Annotated in this window: 20 protein-coding genes; 10 read left to right on the top strand and 10 right to left on the bottom strand. The window is 74.7% G+C overall.

The window, feature by feature from the left end; all coding sequences use genetic code 11:
• Positions 1-7: 7 nt before the first annotated feature.
• Both ACZ7MY_RS25655 and ACZ7MY_RS25650 read right to left on the bottom strand, forming a co-directional pair.
• Positions 8-1,279: an extracellular solute-binding protein gene (locus ACZ7MY_RS25655; protein WP_499605131.1), complete on the bottom strand. Its 1,272-nt coding sequence runs from the start codon at positions 1,277-1,279 to the stop codon at positions 8-10.
• Positions 1,280-1,433: 154 nt separating this feature from the next.
• Positions 1,434-2,477, bottom strand: coding sequence for a LacI family DNA-binding transcriptional regulator (locus ACZ7MY_RS25650; RefSeq protein ID WP_499605129.1), 1,044 nt, complete (start codon positions 2,475-2,477; stop codon positions 1,434-1,436).
• 436 nt (positions 2,478-2,913) lie between these two features.
• Here ACZ7MY_RS25650 and ACZ7MY_RS25645 point away from each other — a divergent pair, with 436 nt between their 5' ends.
• From ACZ7MY_RS25645 to ACZ7MY_RS25635, 3 genes are all read left to right on the top strand, one after another.
• Entirely contained in the window at positions 2,914-3,483 is a 570-nt protein-coding gene (locus tag ACZ7MY_RS25645) for a GNAT family N-acetyltransferase (RefSeq protein WP_499605127.1), read from the top strand.
• Positions 3,484-3,788: 305 nt separating this feature from the next.
• Positions 3,789-4,442, top strand: coding sequence for a hypothetical protein (locus tag ACZ7MY_RS25640; RefSeq protein WP_499605125.1), 654 nt, complete (start codon positions 3,789-3,791; stop codon positions 4,440-4,442).
• Between the two features lie 296 nt (positions 4,443-4,738).
• Positions 4,739-5,947, top strand: a complete 1,209-nt coding sequence (locus ACZ7MY_RS25635; protein WP_499605123.1) for an acyltransferase family protein — start codon at positions 4,739-4,741, stop codon at positions 5,945-5,947.
• A gap of 25 nt (positions 5,948-5,972) precedes the next feature.
• On the opposite strand, the gene ACZ7MY_RS25630 is transcribed toward ACZ7MY_RS25635, so the two are convergent.
• Together ACZ7MY_RS25630 and ACZ7MY_RS25625 are read right to left on the bottom strand one after the other, a co-directional pair.
• The gene (locus ACZ7MY_RS25630) at positions 5,973-6,776 is read right to left on the bottom strand and encodes a class I SAM-dependent methyltransferase (RefSeq protein WP_499605122.1); all 804 of its coding nucleotides are present in this window, start codon (positions 6,774-6,776) and stop codon (positions 5,973-5,975) included.
• 50 nt (positions 6,777-6,826) lie between these two features.
• Positions 6,827-7,582, bottom strand: a complete 756-nt coding sequence (locus ACZ7MY_RS25625) for an SDR family NAD(P)-dependent oxidoreductase (protein WP_499605118.1) — start codon at positions 7,580-7,582, stop codon at positions 6,827-6,829.
• A gap of 92 nt (positions 7,583-7,674) precedes the next feature.
• Between ACZ7MY_RS25625 and ACZ7MY_RS25620 the strand changes: the two genes are divergently transcribed.
• Positions 7,675-8,343 carry a TetR/AcrR family transcriptional regulator gene (locus tag ACZ7MY_RS25620; RefSeq protein ID WP_499605116.1) on the top strand — a complete coding sequence of 223 codons (669 nt, stop codon included), beginning with the start codon at positions 7,675-7,677 and terminating at the stop codon, positions 8,341-8,343.
• Positions 8,344-8,359: 16 nt separating this feature from the next.
• Here ACZ7MY_RS25620 and ACZ7MY_RS25615 read toward each other — a convergent pair whose 3' ends face one another.
• The 4 genes from ACZ7MY_RS25615 to ACZ7MY_RS25600 all read right to left on the bottom strand — a co-directional run bounded on the left by ACZ7MY_RS25615 (position 8,360) and on the right by ACZ7MY_RS25600 (position 10,879).
• On the bottom strand, positions 8,360-9,202 hold the full coding sequence (locus tag ACZ7MY_RS25615) for an aldo/keto reductase (protein ID WP_499605115.1): 843 nt from the start codon (positions 9,200-9,202) through the stop codon (positions 8,360-8,362).
• Between the two features lie 78 nt (positions 9,203-9,280).
• Positions 9,281-10,102, bottom strand: a complete 822-nt coding sequence (locus tag ACZ7MY_RS25610) for a hypothetical protein (RefSeq protein WP_499605114.1) — start codon at positions 10,100-10,102, stop codon at positions 9,281-9,283.
• Positions 10,099-10,488, bottom strand: coding sequence for a TraR/DksA C4-type zinc finger protein (locus tag ACZ7MY_RS25605; protein ID WP_499605113.1), 390 nt, complete (start codon positions 10,486-10,488; stop codon positions 10,099-10,101). The genes ACZ7MY_RS25610 and ACZ7MY_RS25605 overlap by 4 nt, the downstream gene beginning before the upstream one ends.
• Positions 10,489-10,516: 28 nt before the next feature.
• Complete coding sequence (locus tag ACZ7MY_RS25600) at positions 10,517-10,879, bottom strand: TraR/DksA C4-type zinc finger protein (RefSeq protein WP_499605111.1); 363 nt, start codon at positions 10,877-10,879, stop codon at positions 10,517-10,519.
• A 341-nt stretch (positions 10,880-11,220) separates the two neighbouring features.
• Here ACZ7MY_RS25600 and ACZ7MY_RS25595 point away from each other — a divergent pair, with 341 nt between their 5' ends.
• From ACZ7MY_RS25595 to ACZ7MY_RS25570, 6 genes are all read left to right on the top strand, one after another.
• A complete protein-coding gene (locus tag ACZ7MY_RS25595; RefSeq protein WP_499605109.1) occupies positions 11,221-12,177 on the top strand; it encodes a sensor histidine kinase in 957 nt (318 codons plus the stop codon).
• A complete protein-coding gene (locus ACZ7MY_RS25590; RefSeq protein ID WP_499605107.1) occupies positions 12,174-12,839 on the top strand; it encodes a response regulator in 666 nt (221 codons plus the stop codon). Before ACZ7MY_RS25595 ends, ACZ7MY_RS25590 begins: the two co-directional genes overlap by 4 nt.
• 57 nt (positions 12,840-12,896) lie before the next feature.
• The gene (locus ACZ7MY_RS25585) at positions 12,897-13,322 is read left to right on the top strand and encodes a hypothetical protein (protein ID WP_499605105.1); all 426 of its coding nucleotides are present in this window, start codon (positions 12,897-12,899) and stop codon (positions 13,320-13,322) included.
• A 78-nt stretch (positions 13,323-13,400) separates the two neighbouring features.
• Positions 13,401-15,653 (top strand): protein translocase subunit SecD, encoded by a 2,253-nt coding sequence (gene secD / locus ACZ7MY_RS25580; RefSeq protein WP_499605103.1) that lies wholly within the window; start codon positions 13,401-13,403, stop codon positions 15,651-15,653.
• A gap of 112 nt (positions 15,654-15,765) precedes the next feature.
• Positions 15,766-16,590 (top strand): LLM class F420-dependent oxidoreductase, encoded by an 825-nt coding sequence (locus tag ACZ7MY_RS25575; protein ID WP_499605101.1) that lies wholly within the window; start codon positions 15,766-15,768, stop codon positions 16,588-16,590.
• Between the two features lie 30 nt (positions 16,591-16,620).
• Entirely contained in the window at positions 16,621-17,061 is a 441-nt protein-coding gene (locus ACZ7MY_RS25570; protein WP_499605099.1) for a TIGR03668 family PPOX class F420-dependent oxidoreductase, read from the top strand.
• A gap of 200 nt (positions 17,062-17,261) precedes the next feature.
• Here ACZ7MY_RS25570 and ACZ7MY_RS25565 read toward each other — a convergent pair whose 3' ends face one another.
• Both ACZ7MY_RS25565 and ACZ7MY_RS25560 read right to left on the bottom strand, forming a co-directional pair.
• Entirely contained in the window at positions 17,262-19,769 is a 2,508-nt protein-coding gene (locus tag ACZ7MY_RS25565) for an excinuclease ABC subunit UvrA (protein WP_499605097.1), read from the bottom strand.
• Between the two features lie 148 nt (positions 19,770-19,917).
• On the bottom strand, positions 19,918-20,793 hold the full coding sequence (locus tag ACZ7MY_RS25560; RefSeq protein WP_499605095.1) for a LysR family transcriptional regulator: 876 nt from the start codon (positions 20,791-20,793) through the stop codon (positions 19,918-19,920).
• Between the last annotated feature and the right edge of the window lie 241 nt (positions 20,794-21,034).

The raw sequence follows: 21,034 nt of genomic DNA, 5'->3' as shown, positions 1-21,034 counted from the left end.
CCGTGACTCACTGCTTCGCCAGGCCGTCGACCTTGCCCGCGGCCTCGCGGAAGGCGCTCTCGACGTCGCCCTTCCCGAAGATCACGGACTTGGTGTAGGCGTCGCGGAACGTCTGCCAGATCTCGACGGAGTTCGGCACGTTCGGGGCCTCGACCGTGCGGTCGGCCTGCTCGGCGAAGGTCTTGTAGTCCGGGTGCGAGGCGAAGTAGTCGGGGTAGGCGGCCGCGAGGTCCTGCCGCATCGGCATCTGGCCGGTGGCCTCCAGCAGCTTGCCGTCCTGCTCCTTGCCGGTGGCGAACTTCAGCACGTCCCAGGCCGTGCCCTTGTTCTTGCACGCGGTGAACATGCCGATCGACTTCTCGTCGCTGAAGGTGCCCTGGGCCTCGGCGCCGGTCGCGGTGGGCACCGGCACGGCGCCCCACTTGACCTTGTCGCCGTAGACGGAGACGGCCCAGGGGCCGACGATCGCCATGGCCGCCTTGCCGTCGGCGAAGGAGTCGCCGTTGTACTGCTCGTTGGGGGCCAGGCGGTCCGCGTACATCGTCTTCCAGAACTCGGCGGCCTTCACCCCGTCCGCCGAGGCGAACTGTGCCTTGCCGTCCTCGACGAGCTGCTTGCCGGTCTGGGCCGCGAAGAGCGGGTAGAAGTCGAACCAGGACTGGTAGAACTCGGAGGTGGGCGCCGGCCAGATGGCGGCGTGTGCCCCGCCCTTGACCAGGGCGCGCGAGGTGGTGAGGAAGTCCTGGTAGCTCGCGAGCTTCGGCTTATCCGGGTCGAGCCCGGCCTTCTTGAACAGGTCCTTGTTGTAGAAGATCATGACGGGGTTGCTCTTCCAGGGCATCTGGTAGTACTTGCCGTCGGGCGACGCGTACTGGGAGAGCCGGTCACCGGTCCGCTCCTCGAGGTACTTCTTCCCGCCGGGGAAGTCGTCCAGGGCCACCAGGCCGCCCTGCTTCTGGAAGCCGGGCACGGCCGCGGGGGCGGTGTTGAGGATCAGGCACGGCGCGTTGCCGGCCGTGATGGCCGCGCCGATGACCTCCTCGGAGCTCTTGCCCGCCGGTATCTCCTGCGCCTTCACCTTCTCGTCGGGGTGGGCGGCGTTCCAGGACGCGACCATGCTCTTGCCCCAGGCGACCTCCTGGGCGTTGTTGGAGTACCAGACCGTGATCGGCCCGTGGGCGTCGCCGCCGGAGGCGGAGTCCGAACCGCCGCTGCCGCAGGCCGCGAGCGGCACGGTCAGGGCGACGGCGGAGAGGACGGTCAGGAGGGTTTTCTTCATTGCGGTGGCTCCGTGTTCTCAAGGGGTGGGGAGCGGCCGTTCCGGGGCGTCGTCCTGCCTCGGTGACGGCCCTCCGGGGAGCGGAGAACGTCGTGGGCGCGACGGGCGCGCCGTTGGGGGGTGGTTGTTCGGGGGCGTCGCGTCCGGGACGCGTTCAGGGGCGGGCGTTCGGGCGCGCGGCCTCCGTGGGGGCCGGGCCCGTGGAGCCGCGCACCATGAGCGCGGCCGGGTCCAGTTCCACGTGCGGGGTGGTCCCGTGCTCGATGGTCTCGATCAGGGCGCGTGCGGCGGCCCGGCCCCAGCTGGCCGCGTCGGCACGGCAGGTGGTGAGCGAGGGGCGGGTCCAGGAGGCCAGCGGTACGTCGTCGAAGCCGACCACCGACAGGTCGTCGGGCAGCCGCAGGCCGGCCTCTTGGGCGACGGCCATGCCCGCGGTGGCCGACAGGTCGTTGGCGTACACGATGGCGGTGGGCCGGTCGCCCCGCGTGATCAGCGCCTGCGTCGCGAGCGCGCCGCCCTCGGCGGTGAAGCCGCCCGGCAGCACCGGGCCCTGGGGCAGGCCCGCCTCCGTGAGCGCGTCCCGCCAGGCGCCCAGCCGCCGCTGGGCGTGCAGGTACTCCTCGGGGCCGGCGACGTAGGCGATGTGGCGGTGGCCGAGCTCCACGAGGTGACGTACGGCGCCCGCGACCACAGGACGGTCGTCCATGTTGACCGTGGCGATCCCCTCGACACCGTCGTCGGCGCCGACGGCCACGGCCGGCAGTCCCATCTCCCGCAGCAGCTCCGGGCGCGGGTCGCCGACCCGCAGGTCGGTGAGGAACACCCCGTCCACGCGCTGGTCGTCCACCAGGCGGCGGTAGGTGTCCATCTCGTTGCGGGGGCTCGTCACGTGCAGCATGAGGCCGTCGCCGGACTCGGATATCACCGACTCGATGCCCGCCATGAAGGCCGGGAAGAAGGGGTCGGTGCCGATCAGGTCGGGCTCACGGGTCAGGACGAGCCCGACGGCCCGGGCCCGCCCGGTCGACAGGGCGCGGGCGCTGCGGCTCGGTGTCCAGCCCAGCTCCCCGGCCGCCGCGCGCACCCGTTCCTGGGTCGCGGCGGCCACGCCGGGGCGGTCGTTGAGGACGAAGGACACGGTCGCCCGGGACACACCCGCCAGCTGGGCGACATCGGCGATCGTGGGGCGTCGGGCCATGCGGACTCTCCGTGTACGGCGGCGGCAGGAAGGGGGCGGCGTCCGCAGCCGCGGGTCCCGTCGACCGGCGTGCCCGTGGGGGCACGCCGTCCGGCGGCACCTTCGGCGCCGGAGGCAGCACGTTCTGGCACTCGCATACCGGGGCAACCCACGCGAAGGGATGGCTTCACCTCGCGTTTGAACCGGTTTAAACGAGCGATGTGAGGAACCATGAACCCCAGGGGGCGGAGTGTCAAGGGGCCGCTTTCGGTTGTGGAGTTGTATATGCCAAGTGTGTGGATAAGTCCGTAATGTCGCGCCGTCCGGCCGTCACGACTCGACGCACGGCCCGTGACGTTGCGTCACCGCGCGCGGGGGTGCGGTGCGCCGCGGCCTACTGCTACCGTCTGCCCAACCCCCCGGCCTGCGGCGGACGGAGCGAGCGACGGAACCGGATGTGTTCCCCGACACGGTCCTGCGCACCGAGCGGCTCCTCCTGCGCCCGTTCACCCCGGACGACGCCCACGACACCTGGGCGAGCTGCACGGACCCCGACACCCAGCGGTGGCTGCCCCTGCCCCGTCCGTACACGCGGGAGGCCGCGACGGCCTGGTGCACGACGGCCTCCCACGCCCTGCGCGCCTCGGGCGACGGCATCCACTTCGCCGTCGCCGCCCCTGACGGCGGGCGCCTGCTGGGAACGGTCGGCCTCAAGCGGACCGACTGGCGGGCGCGGATCAGCGAGGTCGGTTACTGGGTCGCGCCCTGGGCGCGCGGACGCGGCATCGCCACGGAGGCCACCCGCACCCTCGCGACCTGGCTGCTCGCCGACCGGGGTTTCCACCGCCTGGAACTCCGCGCCGCCACGGGCAACACCGCCTCCCAGCGCGTGGCCGTGAAGGCCGGCCTGCGCCGCGAAGCCGTCCTGCGCAACGCGGGCTTCGTCCACGAGGGCCGCGTCGACCTCGTGGTCTTCTCCCTGGTGCGGGGCGACCTGGCACGCGGGACGTTCACCGCCGCTGAGTGATCGCCGCTGAGTGATCATCAGTTGGCCGCCTGTGGCCGTGCCTTGACGTCGTCTCACCCGGATACGTGGTGGGGTCCGCCGGCACGACGCCCGGCCGCGGATCAACGGGTGCGCACCACCGCGCTGCGCGCGAGCCGGTCGTGCATCCCCTGCTGGTGCGCGTGCGTGCTGATCGAGGTGACGTTCGTGATGAGGATCACCGGAGGGCGTTTGCGGGGCCCGGTGGAAAACCGCTGGACCCGCCGGCGGGGGCGCGGCATAGGGTTCGGGGCGCGGGAAGCGGTCGGTCGGCGAGGGAATGGTGGATGGCGGGGCTGTACGAGATCTGGCAGCGGGCGGCGGTGTCGCGCAGGCTCGACGTGATGTCGGGTTTCATCGCGATGTGCGTGGCGGGGGACGGCGATGCGCGACGCCGTCTCGCCGGGCTGGTCGCCGGCGCGGACGCGGCCCTCTCCGCATCGCCCCCTGATCTCGGGGCCGCCTCCGCGTACCTGGACGACATCGTCCGGTGGGCTGACACGGACTGGGCCGATCACCCCCACCGCCCCGTGGAGGCCCGCCCCGACGAGGCCGACCGGCAGACGCGTGACTACGCCAAGGACCTCCGCCACGCGGCGATCCCGGCCTGGGTCCGGGACGAGATGGGCCGTATCGAACTCCGTCTCGAGGTAGGGTTCCTGGCCCTGTGCGGGCAACCGGGGCTGGACTGCCGGATCCGCCAGGACATCTCCTACGTCGCCGGGCGCGCCGCGATGGCCCTCGACCTCGGGCACCTGGAAGCGGCGGAGCGGGAGGTCCGGCGCATGGAACAGCTGGGTTCGGGGGAGCGCCGGGAGGACCGCTGCGGGTCGTCCCGAGCTCAGGAGGTGCTCACCCGTGGTGATCAGGCCCACAACGACCGCATGACCTTCGGCTCCGCGGCCGTGCACGCCGACCCGGGCAATCCGTTCCGCTCCTGACCTGGGGCGCCGCTCCGGGCGCGTCAGACGCCGCAGGCCCCCGCCGCGCCTTTGCGGCAGGGGCCCGACTCATGGCGATGAGGGCCCAGCGGGGGAGAAGCGGAGCCCTCCGACTGCACCGTCCAGCATGGTCGCCCCGGTGCGGGCCCGCACCTCGCGGTGGGCCGGACGGGTGACGGGGCCCCCAGGGCGTGTATCGAGAGTTGCTCTCCGGTGTGAGCTGAGTCCGTCGCGGGGGTGGCGTCCGGCGGCCGCCTTTCCAACACTGGTGACCTACAGGCGACGGGGGGACGGACATGGCGACGCGCGCGGAACCGGCGCAGGCACCGCGGCCGGAGCGGCGGCCGGAACTGGACGCGATCCGGATGCTGGTCGTGATCGGGCTGGTCTTCTTCCACTCGGCGCTCGTGTTCGCCGCCGACGACGACTTCTACGTCAAGAACTCCGAGACCACCGAAGCCATCATGATCATCGCCGGGTTCGGGGTCGTGTGGGCCATGCCGCTGCTGTTCCTCATCTCCGGCCTCGGTGCATGGCACTCGCTCCAGCGCCGCGGTGCGGGCGGCTTCGCCAGGGAGCGGCTGCTGCGGCTCGGCGTTCCACTGCTCTTCGCGACCCTCGCTCTGAACCCGCTGCCGCAGTGGCTGCGGCTGCGCGCGGCCGACGCCGGCTACCACGAGTCCTACCTCGGCTTCCTGCCCCGCTTCTACGACGTGCACCTGGAGCCCGAGGAGTTCCCCTTCGTCGTCCAGGGCGAGCACTTCGAGACCGGTCATCTCTGGTTCGTCGTGCTCCTGCTGGCGTTCTCGCTCATGTTGGTGCCGCTCCACCGGTGGTTGCCGCGCGAGCGCGTCCGCCGCATCGGCGACCGGGTGGCGGAGGCGACCTTGCGCCGGCGGGGCGTCGTGTTGCTGCCGGCCCTCGCCTTCGCGGCGATCTGTGCCTTCGCACGGCTGGAGGAGGAGTACGCAGGCTGGCACCGCTGGTCGTACCTGCTGTTCTTCGTCGCCGGGTTCGCGCTCGCCGGCGACGACCGCTTCCGCACCGTGATGCGGCGCGACGCGGGGACCGCGGCCTGGCTCGGCGCCCTGCTGTTCGCGGCGGCGGGCCCCGGATTCGCCCTGGCCGACGAGCCCTTCACGGAGACGACCGCCCTGGCCACCGTCTCACGGGCGCTGTTCGGCGCGGCCGGATGGTGCCTGGTGGTCGCCATCCCGGGCCTCCTCGACCGTCGGCGGCCGGCGCGACCGCCGGCGGAGCCGATCCCGGCCCCGACGACGCGGCGGCGCGTCTACGGCTATCTCGCCGCAGCCGTGCTGCCGCTGTACGTCCTGCACCAGCCGATCGTGGTCGCCGTCGCGTACTTCGTCGTCGGCTGGTCCGCGCCGATCCTGGTCGAGTACGCCGTGCTCGTGGCGATCGCCCTCGTCCTCACCCTCACCGCGTACGAGCTCCTGGTCCGCCGCACGCGGGCGACCCGTTTCCTGTTCGGGATGCGACCGTAGGCCGTGCCGTCACACGCGCCGTCGGTCAGCGCACGCCCTGCTGCGGCGACCGGCCCCAGGCCATGAGCAGGCCGGGGGACAGGTCGGCGCAGTCCGGGGAGTCCAGGTAGCGCACGGCCTCGTCGACCAGGGCGTCGTCGACCAGGCCGGTGGCGGTGATCGACGGCCGCGCCCGTTCCCACGTCTCCGCCCAGAACCGGCTGATGGCGCTGCCCGGCAGGAGCGGGGGTACGTGGACCTCCGCCGCCACCGACCGGAGCCCGGCGTCCCTGAGCATCCCCGGGTAGCGGGGGACCCGGGTGACGTCGGTGCCGATCGTGTCGCGCAGCCCGCGCCACATCGCCCGCATGACCCGCGTGTACGGGGTGTCGGGGGCGGACGCGGTGGTCAGGTCCACGGCGTCGCCGACCACCAGCACACCGCCGGGGGCGAGCAGCCGGCCCAGCGTGGCGATCATCCGCTCGGCGGACGGCAGGTGCATCAGCACGAACCGCGCGTGGACGAGGTCGAACCCTCCTGGAGAGAAGTCGGCCTCGGTCACGTCTGCCTGACGTACCGTCAGTCCCGGCACGGGGTGCGCGGCCAGGAACCGTACGTCCCGGTCGACGGCGACCACCTCGCTGACCCCGGCCTCGCGGAGCAGCCTGCGCGCCACCGTGCCCGTGCCGGCGCCCACGTCCAGGCAGCGCATGCCGGGGCCCGCCCCGAGCCGCCGCAGGCGGGCGAGGGTGGTGTCGTCGTACGTGGCGGCGGCGAGGTCGACGCGGTCGCCCTCGCCGGCGTCCTCCGGGCGGAAGAAGCGCTCCCCGTAGCGGCCGGCGCCGGTCATGCCCTCATTGTGGCAACGCGCGGGCCGGGCCACACGTCGGCGGCCGGTCGTCAGACCGCGGTGTACCCGCCGTCGACGGTGAGCGTGGCGCCGTGGATCTGCGAGGCCTCGTCGCTGGCCAGGAAGACGACGGCCGAGGCCACCTCCGCCGGGAGGCCGGCGCGGCGCGCGGGCATGCGGGAGATGATCGGGGTCAGGTGCTCGCCCATCGCGGCCACCTTGTCCGTCAGGGTCGGGCCGGGGGCCACGGTGTTGACCCGGACCCCGTGCGGACCGTACTCGTCGGCCCACGACGTGGTCAGCGAGTGCACGGCCGCCTTGGTCATGCTGTAGAGCGCCGAGTTGGCCGAGCCCCGCATGCCGTTGATGGAGCCCAGGTTGACCACGGCGCCGTGGCCGCGCTCGGCCATGGGCGGCGCCAGCAGGCCGGTGAGCAGGAACACCGACCGCACGCTCACCGCCAGCGCCTGGTCCACGGTCTCCTGCGGGACGTCGGCGGTCGGCGTGGGCGTCAGCAGGAGCGCCGCGTTGTTGACGAGGACGTCGATGCGCCCGCCGGCCGCCGCGAGCGCGCCGGTGGCGAGGCGTCCTACGGCCTCGGCGCCCCCCGACAGGTCGGCGCCGACGAACGCGGCCGAGCCGCCGTCCTTCTCGATGCGGGCCACCACGTCGGCACCGCGGGCCTCGTCGCGTCCGCTGACGACGACGAACGCGCCCTCCGCCGCGAGGGCGGCCGCGATGGCGGCGCCGAGGCCCGTGGTGGAACCGGTGACCAGGGCCGTCCGCCCGGTGAGTCGCTGTGTCATGTTCCGCGCCTTTCTCCGTGAACCGGCTGGGAACGGCCAAGGTGCCACCCGGAGAATGGACCCGCAAGTCCAAAAAGTGGCACGATGGGGGCATGGCATCACGACTCACGGCCAAGGGACTCACGGCCAAGGGCGCCGCCACCCGGCAGCGCATCGTCGAGGGGGCCGCGGAGGAGATCCGCGAGCGCGGCGCGGTCGACACGACCCTGGACGACATCCGCGCCCGCACGGCCACCAGCAAGAGCCAGCTCTTCCACTACTTCCCCGGCGGCAAGGAGGAACTGCTGCTCGCCGTCGCCCGGCACGAGGCCGGCCGGGTGCTGTCCGACCAGCAGCCGTACCTGGGCGCGCTCACCTCGTGGCAGGCCTGGTACGACTGGCGGGACGCGGTCGTCGACCGCTACCGGCGGCAGGGGCGGCAGTGCCCGCTCGGCACGCTCGTCGCGCAGCTGAACCCCGCCACGCCCGGCGCGCAGGCCGTGACGAGGGAACTCCTCGCGTCGTGGCAGGCTCAGATCACCAGCGGCATCCGGGCCATGCAGGAGCAGCGGGAGATCGCGGCGGAGCTGGACGCCGACCGGGCCGCGGCCGCGCTGCTCGCGGGCATCCAGGGCGGTGTGTCGATCCTGATGACGACGGGCTCGCTCACGCACCTGGAGGTCGCCCTGGACCTCGGCATCGAACGGTTCCTCGCCGCTCCCGGGCCCGCATCCGCACCCGCTTCCGGGCCCGGACCCGCTTCCGGGCAGCCGGCCCGCTGACACGGCGGGGCGCCGCTCAGAGCACCTCCAGCGGTACGGGTCCGCGGGGCGGCGGGAACGCCGCGTCGAGCGCCGCCAGCGCGTCCGCGGGGAGCCGCAGGTCGGCGGCGGCACGGTTCTCCCGCACGTGCTCGGGCCGACCCGTGCGGGGGATCGCCGCCACGCCCTGCTCCAGCACCCACGCCAGCGCCACCTGGGCGGGCGTGGCACCGAGGCCGTCCGCCACGGCCCGCAGCGGTGCGGAACGCAGCAGCCGGCCCTGCTCGACGGGGGAGTACGCCATCACGCCCGCCCGGTTGCGCCGGCACCAGGGGAGCAGGTCCCCCTCGATGCCGCGCCGGGTGAGGTTGTAGAGCACCTGGTCCACCGCCACCGCCGACCCGCCCGGCAGGGCGACCAGCTCGGCCATGTCGGCGGCGTCCAGGTTGCTGACGCCCCAGGTGCGGATCTTGCCGGCGGCCATCAGTTCCGTGAAGCCGGCGAGCGTCTCCTCCAGCGGATGCGGGCCCCGCCAGTGCAGCAGGTACAGGTCCAGGATGTCGGTGCGGAGCCGTCGCAGGCTCGCCTCGCAGGCGGCGACGACACCACGGCGGTCGGCGTGGTGCGGCAGCACCTTGCTGACGAGGAACACCTCGGCACGGCGTCCCGCGACGGCCTCCCCGACCAGTTCCTCCGCCGCGCCGTCGCCGTACATCTCGGCGGTGTCGACGATCGACATGCCCAGGTCCAGCCCGAGCCGCAGGGCCGCGATCTCCTCGCGGCGGCGCCCCGGGTCCTCACCGAGGTACCAGGTGCCCTGGCCGAGCGCCGGCACGTCCCTGGAGGACAGCCGGACCGTACGCATCGACGCTGTCGCCATCCCTGCCTCCCCGGCACGACACCTCTTCAGGCCACCATCCCGCCCCCGGTCGTGCAACCCGGTGGACGGCGACGGAGCCTACCCCACCACGGGCGGGCGGACGTTGCCGGTGAGCGACGGGTGGAGGCGGGCGGACGCGAGGAGTTCGGCGGCGCCGCGCACCGCGGCGGTGTGCGGGGCCGGCACGACCTTGACGGGGACGTCCAGCCGGCGCGAGAGACGGAGGACGACCTCGGGGCGCAGCGCGCCCCCGCCGGCCAGGAGGACGCCGTGCGCCAGGGCGGCCGGCGCGGCCGCCGTCCGGTCCTCCGCCAGCACGGTCGCCACCATGGCCACCAGCGAGTCGACGACGCGTGCGGCGGCCCCGGGGCCGCCGTCGAGGTCGGCGGTGCCGAGCGTCGCGCGGTGCGCGTCGGTCACCAGGCCGTCGACGAGCAGGACCGTCTCGCTGACGTGGGCGCCGGCGTCCACCACGAGCAGCGGGCGGGACGGGTCCTCGCGGGCCGCGACCGCCACCGTCCGCGCCGTCGGCACGGTCAGTACGGCATGCGGCCGCAGGACCTCCACCGCGGCCCTGGCCGCGGTGGAGAAGGCGACGCCGTCCAGGACGGGCGCCGTCAGCACGACCAGCGGACGGCCGAGGCGGGGCAGCCGGTGGCGGAGCAGCCGGTCGAGCATCCGCGCGGTGCCGGGGACGTCGATGACACGCCGGCGGACGGGGTGGAGGGTGCCGGGACCGCCGGCGGTGCCGGTGCCGGTGCCGGTGCCGGTGCCTGGGAACGTCACCGTGGGGACGTCGAGCACCATGCCCCCGCCGACCGCCCAGACCCGCGTACGGGTGCTGCCGAGGTCGATGGCGAACCCCGCCCGCCGGCGCGCGGGCAGCCGCGGCGTGCTCATGCCCCGGTCCCCCTCGCCTGCCGGCAGCGGCCGCAGTAGCGGGCCTGGGGGACGACCACCAGGTGGTTCAGCGGGATGGGCTCCCGGCACAGCGGGCAGATCCCGTACCGCCCCGCGCGCATGCGTTCCAGGGCCGCCTCGACGTCGGCGAGCACCATCCGGGCGGAGGCGGCGAGCGCGGCGCGCACCTCCTCGCGGGCCGCCGCCCGTCCGCCCGCCGCTCGTCCGCCCGCCGCCCGGTGCGCGGGGGCCGGGACGGCCGCGGCGACCTGCCGCAACTGCTCGCGGCGGAACAGCCGTTGCTCGAGGAGGCTCGCACGCAGCGCGGCGAGGTCCTCGGCGGACAGATGCGCGGCGCGGTCGCCCGCGGTCCGGTGGTTCACCACGTCACCTCCCTCCGGCCGGTCCACGGGGTCACGCGGCACGGCGCCCGCACGCCACGCAGCAGCGCGCGTAGGGGAGGATCTCCAGGCGCTCGGCCGGTATGGGCTTGGCGCAGTCGGGACAGACCCCGTAACTGCCGTCCTGGAGGCGCGCGAAGGCGGCCTCGATCTCGCCCAGCACCCGCTGGATGGCCTCCTTCTGCACGATCATGACGTGGTCGTCCGCCGCCCAGCCGGCCTCGGCGACGGCCCGCAGCTGGGTCAGCCGGGTGTCGCGTTCGTGCTCGAGGCGCCGGTGGGCGTCGGGCACGGACACGCCGACAGGACGGGGGCCGGGCCGGGGATCGGGCAGCGGACCGGGCGAGGGATCGGGCCGGGCGGTGTCGGGGGTCACGGCGGGGCTCCTTCCGGGGAGCGGATGCGCGGGCGGCCGGCGCCGAGGGCGACGCCGGCCGGGACCACGCGGGGGGCGTCTCCCACCATGGCGGGGCGGGCGGCGTCCGCCCATCGGCCGTGACACCCATCTCCTGTGGGTCCCGGACCCCATCCGCCGGGCTCCCGTCCATCCCGGAGATGGGGGTCGCACCCCATCGACCAGGGCACCCGTGCCGGGCAGGCTGGACGCAGGCCGTCCCGACGACGGCCGCGCCCGCCTGCCGGAACCCGCGGAGGCGGGCGCCAGGTGTGCGCGCGTGGCGCGACGAGGGAAGAGCGGGAGAAGGAGGCCGACGTCAGGTGTCCCTGTTCTGGCGGATCTTCGGGCTGAACGCGGTGGTGCTCGGCGCGGCCACGGCACTGCTGCTGTGGGCCCCGGTGACCGTCTCCGTACCCGTGGTGCTGGCCGAGGCGGTGATCCTGGTCGGCGGCCTCGCGGTGATGCTGGTCGCCAACGCCGTACTGCTGCGGGTCGGCCTGGCCCCGCTGGACCGGCTGACCCGGCTGATGACCACCGTCGACCTGCTGCGACCGGGGCAGCGGCTGCCCGCGGCCCGCGGCCACGGCGGCGTACCCGAGCTGATCCGCACCTTCAACGCCATGCTGGACCGGCTGGAGGAGGAGCGGGCCACGAGCAGCGCCCGCGTCCTGTTCGCGCAGGAGGCCGAACGCCGGCGGGTCGCCCAGGAACTCCACGACGAGGTGGGGCAGAGCATGACCGCCGTCCTGCTCGAACTGAACCGGGCCGCGGGCCAGGCGGCCGAACCGCTCCGCGGCGAACTGCACCAGGCGCAGGAGATCACCCGGGAGAGCCTGGACGAGGTCCGCAGGCTCGCCCGCCGGCTGCGCCCCGCGGTGCTGGACGACTTCGGCCTGGTCAGCGCACTGACCTCGCTCACCGGCGACTTCGCCACGCACACCGGGCTGGGGGTGCGCCGCCGCTTCGACACTGACCTGCCCTCGCTCGACCGCGAGACGGAACTCGTCCTGTACCGCGTCGCCCAGGAGAGCCTGACGAACGTCGCCCGCCACGCCGAGGCCGAGCGCGTCGAGGTCAGCCTGCGCCACAGCGGCGACCGCGTCGTGCTCGGCGTCAGCGACGACGGACGCGGCACCGGCATCGTCCACGAGGGCGCCGGCATCCGCGGCATGCGCGAACGGGCGCTGCTCCTCGGAGCCGCGCTCGACATCACCTCCACCCCACGGGCCGGCACCCAGGTCCGGCTGACCGTGCCCGCCCCCAGGGACCGCTCATGACCCCGACCCGACCGACCCCGATCCGCATCCTCCTCGCCGACGACCACGCTCTGGTGCGCCGCGGCGTGCGGCTGATCCTCGACCGCGAACCGGACCTGGAGGTCGTCGCCGAGGCCGGCGACGGCGCGGAGGCCATCGCGCTGGCCCGCGCCCAGGACGTCGACCTGGCGATCCTGGACGTCTCGATGCCCCGCATGACGGGCCTGCAGGCGACCGGCGACCTGGTCGCGCTCAAGCCCGGGCTGCGCATCCTGATGCTGACGATGCACGACAACGAGCAGTACTTCTTCCAGGCGCTCAAGGCGGGTGCCTGCGGCTACGTGCTGAAGTCGGTCGCCGACCGCGACCTGGTCGCCGCCTGCCGGGCCGCCATGCGCGACGAGCCGTTCCTCTACCCCGGCGCGGTCACCGCCCTGATCCGCAACTACCTCGACCGCGCCCGCCAGGGCGAGCAGACCCCGGACCACGTGCTGACGGCGCGGGAGGAGGAGGTGCTCAAGCTGGTCGCCGAGGGGCACTCCTCCAAGGAGATCGCCGAGACGCTGGTGATCAGCGTCAAGACCGTCCACCGGCACCGCGCGAACCTGCTGGGCAAGCTCGGCCTGCACGACCGGCTGCAGCTCACCCGTTACGCGATACGGGCCGGCCTCATCGAGGCGTGAGCCCGGCGCCCGGAGCACGTCCCGTCCCACCCCCGACGACCGGCGAGGAGGTGCCGCATGGCGGTGCGCCGTGCCCTCGCGACCCGCCCGCGCGGGCCCCGCCGGCCGGCGACGGCGGTCGCGGGGGCGGTGCTCGCCGCCCTCCTCGCCGTCCTCTGGCTCCTCGTCCCGGCCGCCGCGGCGGGCCCCGGGGACGCCCCGCCGCCGACCGCCGCCACCGGCGACCGGGGCCCCGGGCCGCACGCCACCGGTGCGCACGCCGAGGGACCGTACGCCCCCTGTGCCGCGCCCGCCCAGGCGTGGCGCGACACCCCGGGCGAGCGGCACGCACCCCCGTCCGGCGCCGCGGTCGCCCCCGGCCGGACCGCCCTCACCGGTCCGGCGTACGCCGCGACACGACCGGCCCCGGACCGCCAGGCCCGCCCGACCGCCCACGCGGCGCCCTGCCGCGGGCGCGCCCCGCCCTCCTCCACAGGCATCTGACGCCCCGTCACATTCTTGTCACATCCCTTGCGCGGACCGCCCCTTGTGCGGCTGCGCCATGCCTGCTGGAGGCCCCCCGTGTCACGCGCCACGCGCGTACGGGCGTTGCTCGCCCTCGTTGCCGTCGCCCTGTCCCTCTACGTCGCCGCCACGGTCCCGGTCCGTCTCGGACTCGACCTGCGCGGCGGCACCCAGATCGTCCTGGAGACCCGCTCGACCCCCACGGCGCCCGCGGACGCCGAGGCCACCGCCCGTACCGTCGAGGTGCTGCGCGGCCGCGTCGACGCCCTCGGCGTCGCGGAACCCGCCATCGTGCAGTCGGGGGACCACCGGATCATCGTCGAACTGCCCGGTGTGGAGGACCCGGAGCAGGCCGCGGCCGTCCTCGGACGCACCGCGCAGCTCACCTTCCACGCCGTGCTCGGCACCGCCGGCGACGGCGGCGAGCCCCCCGCCCCGCCGCCCGGGCGCCCCGCGGAACGCGTGCTCGCCGACGAGTACGGCCAGTCGCTCCGGCTCCGCGCCGCCTCGCTGACCGGCGGGGACGTCAAGGGCGCGCACGCCCGCTTCGACCAGGACACCGGCGCGGGCTGGACCGTCGACGTCGACTTCAAGGGCGAGGGCCGGGACAGGTGGGCGCGCCTGACCGGAGAGGCGGCCTGCCGGCCCGACGGCGACCCGGCCCGGCGCGTCGCGATCGTCCTGGACGACAAGGTGATCTCCTCCCCGCAGGTCGATCCCTCCGTCGCCTGCGGGACGGGCATCACCGGCGGCTCGACCCGGATCACGGGCACCTTCGACGACGCCGGGGCACGCGAACTGGCCCTGCTGATCAGCGGAGGCGCCCTCCCCGTCCCCGTGGAGACCGTCGAGCAGCGCACCGTCGGCCCCACGCTCGGTGCGGCGGCCGTCACGGCCGCCGTGTGGGCCGCGGCCATCGGCACCGTGCTGACCTCGCTGTTCGTCATCGCCGTCTACCGGCTCGTCGGCGCCCTGGCCGTCGTCGCGCTCGCCTGCTACGGCCTGGTCTCCTACGCCGCGCTGGCCGCCCTCGGCGCCACCCTCACCCTGCCGGGGCTCGCGGGCTTCGTCCTGGCGATCGGCATGGCCGTGGACGCCAACGTGCTCGTCTTCGAACGGGCCCGGGAGGAGTACGCGGCGCGGCGCCGCGCGAGCCTGGGCTCCGCGCTGACCGCGGGCTTCCGGAACGCCTTCAGCGCCGTCGCCGACACCAACGTCACCACCCTCATCGCCGCCGCGCTGCTGTTCTTCCTGGGCTCCGGGCCCGTACGCGGCTTCGGCGTCACGCTCGGCATCGGTGTCCTGGCGTCCATGCTCAGCGCCCTGGTGATCACCCGGGCCCTCGCCGGCCTGGCCGTGGCCCGCCCGTCCCTGCGCCGGCGCCCGCACCTGTCCGGCATCGCGGGCATCGGCACCGTACGGCAGTGGATCACCCGGCGCGACCCCGACCTGATGCGGCGCCCGAGGCGCCGGCTCGCCGTGTCTGCGGCGGTCCTCGTCCTGGCGGGCTCCGGCCTCCTCGTGCGGGGTGCCGACCTCGGGGTGGAGTTCACCGGCGGCCGGCTCATCGAGTACGCCACGGACCGGCCGGTGAGCGCCGACCGGGCACGCGAGGTCCTCGCCCGGGAAGGATTCCCCCGGGCGGTGGTGCAGACCTCGGGCGAGGACCGCCTCACCGTGCGCACCGCGGAGCTGACCGAGGCGGAGGAGGACCGCGTCGCCGCCGCGATCGGCGGCCTCGGCGGCCACGTGGAAGAACTCCGCGACGAGTCCGTGGGTCCGGGCATCGGCGAGGAGCTGCGCCGGGGCGCCGTCATCGCCCTCGTCGTGGCGCTGGCCGCCCAGCTCGTCTACCTGGCGGCCCGGTTCCGCTGGACATTCGGTGCGGCGGCGGTGGTCGCCATGGCGCACGACGTCGTCGTCCTCGTCGGGGTGTTCGCCTGGCTCGGCAAGCCCGTCGACGGCGTCTTCGTCGCGGCCCTGCTCACCGTCATCGGCTACTCCGTCAACGACTCCGTCGTCGTCTTCGACCGGGTCAGGGAACTGGCCCGGCGCGACCGGGGACGCCCCTTCGCCCGCGTCGTCAACACGGCAGTCCTGCAGACGGTGCCCCGCACGGTCAACACCGGGATGGGAGCGGCGTTCATCCTCGCCGCGCTCGCCGTGCTGGGGGAGGGGTCGCTCGCGGACTTCGCGCTGGCCCTGCTCATCGGGCTCGCCGTGGGCACCTGGTCCTCGGTGTTCACCGCCGCGCCGCTCGCCGTGGAACTGCACCGGCGCGTGCGGGCGCCGAGGGCGGCGCGCCGTTGAGCCGCACCCAACGCGATGCTCCTCCCGGGTGGTCGTGGGCGCACGGCCACCGGGGAGGGGTAGGGAGCACAGCGGGGCCCACCCCCTCGCCGCCGCAACCCACGGAGCCGTCGTGAAAATCGGGATCTCGACCTTCATCACCGACCAGGGCGTCCGCCCCGCCCCGCTCGGCACCGCGCTGGAGGAACGGGCGTTCGACTCGCTCTTCATCGCCGAGCACAGCCACATCCCGGTCCGGCGCGAGAGCCCCTACCCCGGGGGCGGCGAGCTGCCGGACATGTACTACCGAACCCTCGACCCCTTCGTCGCCCTGTCCGCGATCGCCGCCGTCACCCGGCGCCTGCTGCTGGGCACCGGGATCGCCCTCGTCCCGCAGCGCGACCCGATCCACACGGCCAAGGAGGTGGCCTCCCTCGACCTGGTCTCCGACGGCCGCGCCGTCTTCGGCGTGGGTGTCGGCTGGAACCGCGAGGAGATGCGGAACCACGGGGCCGACCCCGCCTCGCGCGGGCTGCTCACCGACGAACGCCTGCGCGCGATCCGCGAGTTGTGGACCTCGGACGAGGCCGAGTTCCACGGCCGGTTCGTCGACTTCGACCCCGTCTTCGCCTGGCCCAAGCCCGTGCAGCGGCCGCACCCGCCGATCTACGTCGGAGGCGGCGAGGGCGGGTTCCGCCGGGTCGCCGAGTTCGGCGACGCCTGGCTCGCCAACAGCAACGCGCCGGACGACCTCGGCCCGCGCATCGAGCGGCTGCGCGAGGTCGCCGGGCGGGACGTGCCCGTGACGGTGTACGGGGTCCGGGGCGGCGCGGAGCAGCTCGAGGGCTACCGGCGGCTCGGCGTCGAACGGGTCCTGCTGTACCTGCCGACGCTGCCCGAACCGGAGACCCTGACGCACCTGGACCAACTGGCGTCACTCGCCGACGCGTTCCGCTGACCGGGCCGCCCGCGACGAGGGGAGGGCCCGATGCCGGCCCTGACGGACGGCGAGGCGCGCGAGCGCTTCGCCGCGGCACGCGTCGTCCGCCTGGCCACCGCCGACGCCGCCGGCACGCCGCACCTGGTGCCGGTGGTCTTCGCCGTGGACGGCGACACGGTCGCGCTGGCCGTCGACCACAAGCCCAAACGGACGACGCACCTCAAACGCCTGGCCAACATCGAGGCCAATCCCTCGGTGTGCCTGCTCGCGGACCACTACGACGAGGACTGGGACCTGCTGTGGTGGGCCCGCGCGGACGGCACGGCCCGCGTCCTCCCGCCGGCCGGCGGCCCGGGCGGGGGATCGCCCGCGGCCGCCCGCATCGTCGACCTGCTGACCGCCAAGTACGGCCAGTACACCGGTCGTCCGCCCGCGGGACCCGTGGTCGAGATCTCCGTACGGCGCTGGAGCGGCTGGCGCGCCGTCTGAGCCCACGGGCGACGGGGGCCGCCGGAGGACGGGCGGTGCCGTCGTTCGGTGTGCCGCCGCCGTCCGGCGACCCCGCGCGCGGGCGTTGGTCACCGGCAGGGCCGGACCGCCGAAGTCCCGGGCCGCCGCGGGCGGTTCCACCCGGCGGCCCGGACCGGTCGGCCTCGCCCGTCCGCACAGGCCGTCAGGCCGTCAGCCCGTCAGCCCGTGAGCCGGCGTGCCAGGTAGGGCGCCGTACGGCTGCCGTCCGCCCGGGCCACCTGGCCGGGACGTCCGGTGGCGACGATCCGCCCGCCCGCGTCCCCGCCGTCGGGGCCCAGGTCGATCACCCAGTCGGCGCCCGCCACGACGCCCATCTCGTGCTCCACCACGAAGACCGAGTGCCCGGCGTCGACCAGCCCGTGCAACTGCCGCATCAGCAGCTCCACATCGGCCGGGTGCAGCCCCGTCGTGGGCTCGTCCAGCAGGTACACGGTGTGCCCGCGGCGGCCGCGCTGCAGCTCCGAGGCGAGCTTGATGCGCTGCGCCTCGCCGCCCGACAGTTCGGTGGCGGGCTGCCCCAGGCGGAGGTAGCCCAGCCCGACCTCCTGCAGGGTGCGCAGGCTCCGGGCGACCGGGGGGACGTCGGTGAAGAAGCCGGCCGCGGCGTCCACGGTCATGCCGAGCACCTGGGCGACGTTCCGCCCCCGGTAACGGACCGCCAGCGTCTCCTCGTTGTAGCGGTCCCCGTGGCAGGTGGGGCACGGGGCGTACGTGCCGGGCAGGAACAGCAGCTCGACGGCGACGAAGCCCTCGCCCTGGCAGGTCTCGCAACGGCCGCCTGCGACGTTGAAGGAGAACCGCCCCGCCCTGTAGCCGTGCCGCCGGGCGTCGTCGGTGGCCGCGAAGAGCTTGCGCACCGCGTCGAACAGGCCGGTGTAGGTGGCCAGGTTGGAGCGCGGCGTGCGGCCGATGGGCTTCTGGTCGACCCGCACCAGGCGGTCGACCGCACGCAGTCCCTCCGCCACGACGCCCGACGCCGGCCCGCCTCCGGCACCGTCCCACGCGTCGCCGTCCCCGGGGGCGTTGGCGGGGTCCGGCGCGTCGTCCGCGGTGGCGGCCGGGCCCAGGTGTTCGGTGAGCACCCCCGCGAGCACCCCCACCAGGGTGGACTTGCCGGAACCCGACACCCCCGTGATCGCCGTGAACACCCCGAGGGGCAGCTCGACGTCCACACCGCGCAGGTTGTGCCGCGTGATGCCGCGCAGGCCCAGCCACGACGACGGCTCCCGTGCCGCTCGCCCGGCGGCCGGATCGGGGCCCGAGGCGAACAGGAAGCGGCGCGTGGCGGACTCCGCGACCGCCTCCAGCCCGTCCACCGGGCCGCTGTAGAGCACCCGGCCGCCGTGCTCGCCCGCGAGCGGCCCGACGTCCACGATCCAGTCCGCCCGGCGCACCACGTCCATGTCGTGCTCGACGACGAACACCGAGTTCCCCGCGTCCCGCAGCCGTACCAGCACCGTGAGCAGCGCCTCGCTGTCCGCCGGGTGCAGCCCGGCCGAGGGTTCGTCGAGCACGTAGACGACACCGAACAGGCCGGAGCGCAACTGGGTCGCCAGGCGCAGGCGTTGCAGCTCGCCGGGGGAGAGGGTGGGGGTCGTGCGGTCCAGGCTCAGGTAGCCCAGGCCGAGTTCGGCGACGACCTCGATCCGGGCGACGAGATCGGCGCAGAGCGTCCGGGCGATCTGCCGCTGCGGGCCCTCGGGGAGGTCGTCCACCGTGCCCCGCGCGGCCGGGCGCAGGACGTCGGCGAGCCGCGCGAGCGGCATCGCGTTGAGCTCGGCGATGTTCCGTCCGGCGAAGGTGACGGCCAGGGACTCCGGGCGCAGCCGGCTGCCGCCGCAGGCGGGGCAGAGCGAGCTCTCCAGGAACCGTTCCGCGCGGGCCCGCAGCGCCGGGCTCTTGGAGTCGGCGAAGGTGTGCATCACGTAGCGCCGCGCGCTCTGGAACGTCCCCTGGTACGGACGCTGGATCCGGCCCGCCTCCCGCACCGGGTGCACGGTCACCACCGGCTGCTCGTCGGTGAACAGGATCCACTCCCGGTCACGCGGGGGCAGGTCGCGCCACGGCCGGTCGACGTCGTGGCCGAGGGTGCGTGTGACGTCCCGCAGGTTCTTCCCGTGCCAGGCGCCCGGCCAGGCGGCGATGGCCCCCTCCTGGATGCTCAGCGAGGGGTCCGGGACCATCAGTTCCTCGGTGGCCCGGTGCACCCGGCCGAGCCCCTGGCACACCGGGCAGGCGCCGGCGGCCGTGTTGGGCGAGAAGGCGTCGGAGTCCACGGGGTCCGCCCCCTGCGGGTAGCGGCCCGCGCGGGAGAAGAGCATGCGCAGCGTGTTCGACAGCGTCGTCACCGTGCCCACGTAACTGCGGGAGGTCGGTGCCCCGCGGCGCTGTTCCAGGGCGACCGCCGGTGGCAGCCCCAGGACGTCGTCGACCGCGGGGGCGCCCACTTGGTGGATGAGGCGGCGGGCGTACGGGGCGACGGACTCGAAGTAGCGGCGCTGCGCCTCCGCGTAGATCGTGCCGAACGCGAGCGAGGACTTGCCCGAGCCGGAGACCCCGGTGAACACCGCCAGCGCGTCCCGGGGCACGTCCACGTCGACGTCGCGCAGGTTGTGCTCGCGGGCGCCGCGCACCCGGACGTACGGGTCGTGGGCCGAGTTGTTCATGCCCCTCCGGGGAACGGCGTACCGGTACGGGACGGACGCGCGGCGCCGCGCCGCCCCCGGCACCAGTGTGCGCGCCGGCCGGGGCGCCCGCAGGTCAGCGGCGGGGCCGCCGGCCGGGGCGCGGCAGGCGAGGTCACGGCAGGCGAGGTCACGGCAGGTAGGACAGCAGCGTACGGGCGGCGGGGGAGACCCGGTCCTCCTGGGGCAGGGCGGCCGACACCTCCCAGACGTGCTCTTCGGCGCCCGCCAGCGGCACGGTGCGCAGCCCCGCGGCGTGTTCCTTGCGCGCGATGGGCCGCGGCACGACGGCGATCCCGAGCCCGTGGTGGACGAGGTCGATCAGGCTGTGCACGTCGTTGACCTCCAGGGCGACCCGGCGCTGCACGCCGTTCGCGGCGAAGGCCCGGTCGGTGAGCCCGCGCGCGCCCCAGTCGGGGTGGAAGTCCACGAACTCCTCGCCGCCGAGGTCCGCCCAGCCCGCCGTCTCCGCCCCGGCCAGCCGGTGCCCGGGATGGCACAGCAGGACCATCGGGGCCCGGGTGATCGGCCTCAGCCGCACCCCCTCGGGCGCCTCGCCGCTCAGCGCCGTGAACGCCACGTCCAGCCGGCCGCTGGTGATGTCCTGGACCAGGGCGGCCGACCCGGCCTGCCGCAGCCGGACCTCGACGCCCGGGTGCCGGGCGCGGAAGCGGGCCAGCAGCGCCGGCACGTCGACACCGGCCAGGCACTGCTCCGTGCCGATGGTGAGCACACCGCGCATCAGTCCCTGCACGGCCGCCACCGCCTCCTTGGCGGCGCGTACGCTCGCCAGCGTCCGGCAGGCCTCGTCCAGCAGGGCCCGGCCCGCCGCGGTCAGTTCCACGCTGCGGGTGCTGCGCACGAACAGCGGGGTCCCGAGCTCCTGCTCCAGGGCGCGCACGGAGGCGGACAGGCCCGACTGCGAGATCATCAGACGCTCTGCGGCACGGGTGAAGTGGTGCTCCTCCGCGACCGCGACGAAGTACTCGAGATGGCGTAGCTCCATGATTCAGAAGCCTAGCTCCTGAATGTGTTCGCTTTCTTCTATTGGACGTGTGGCCGCAGCTCCGGCGAGGCTTGGCCCGTGCCCGCACGGCCGCGGCCCGTTCCCGTCCGTGCCGGCACGCCAACAGCGCTCCATCCGTACGCGATCGGTACGCCTTCCGTACGCGGGCCCTACGCGTTCCTCACGCGGGCCGCGCGGGATCCGTACGCGGTCGGTACGCGAGAGCCGAGACGCAAGCCGA

The sequence above is a fragment of the Streptomyces sp. NPDC111520 genome (assembly GCF_055635295.1).
This window is presented reverse-complemented; position numbering and strand designations above follow the sequence as displayed.

Bases quoted from the DNA above. Each gene is read 5' to 3' on its own strand.
- ACZ7MY_RS25615 (WP_499605115.1), bottom strand. From the start codon at position 9,202: ATGGCGACAGCGTCGATGCGTACGGTCCGGCTGTCCTCCAGGGACGTG.
- ACZ7MY_RS25640 (WP_499605125.1), top strand. From the start codon at position 3,789: ATGGCGGGGCTGTACGAGATCTGGCAGCGGGCGGCGGTGTCGCGCAGG.
- ACZ7MY_RS25630 (WP_499605122.1), bottom strand. From the start codon at position 6,776: ATGACCGGCGCCGGCCGCTACGGGGAGCGCTTCTTCCGCCCGGAGGAC.
- ACZ7MY_RS25590 (WP_499605107.1), top strand. From the start codon at position 12,174: ATGACCCCGACCCGACCGACCCCGATCCGCATCCTCCTCGCCGACGAC.
- ACZ7MY_RS25610 (WP_499605114.1), bottom strand. From the start codon at position 10,102: ATGAGCACGCCGCGGCTGCCCGCGCGCCGGCGGGCGGGGTTCGCCATC.
- ACZ7MY_RS25625 (WP_499605118.1), bottom strand. From the start codon at position 7,582: ATGACACAGCGACTCACCGGGCGGACGGCCCTGGTCACCGGTTCCACC.
- ACZ7MY_RS25565 (WP_499605097.1), bottom strand. From the start codon at position 19,769: ATGAACAACTCGGCCCACGACCCGTACGTCCGGGTGCGCGGCGCCCGC.
- ACZ7MY_RS25570 (WP_499605099.1), top strand. From the start codon at position 16,621: ATGCCGGCCCTGACGGACGGCGAGGCGCGCGAGCGCTTCGCCGCGGCA.
- ACZ7MY_RS25560 (WP_499605095.1), bottom strand. From the start codon at position 20,793: ATGGAGCTACGCCATCTCGAGTACTTCGTCGCGGTCGCGGAGGAGCAC.
- ACZ7MY_RS25585 (WP_499605105.1), top strand. From the start codon at position 12,897: ATGGCGGTGCGCCGTGCCCTCGCGACCCGCCCGCGCGGGCCCCGCCGG.
- ACZ7MY_RS25620 (WP_499605116.1), top strand. From the start codon at position 7,675: ATGGCATCACGACTCACGGCCAAGGGACTCACGGCCAAGGGCGCCGCC.
- ACZ7MY_RS25650 (WP_499605129.1), bottom strand. From the start codon at position 2,477: ATGGCCCGACGCCCCACGATCGCCGATGTCGCCCAGCTGGCGGGTGTG.
- ACZ7MY_RS25635 (WP_499605123.1), top strand. From the start codon at position 4,739: ATGGCGACGCGCGCGGAACCGGCGCAGGCACCGCGGCCGGAGCGGCGG.
- ACZ7MY_RS25655 (WP_499605131.1), bottom strand. From the start codon at position 1,279: ATGAAGAAAACCCTCCTGACCGTCCTCTCCGCCGTCGCCCTGACCGTG.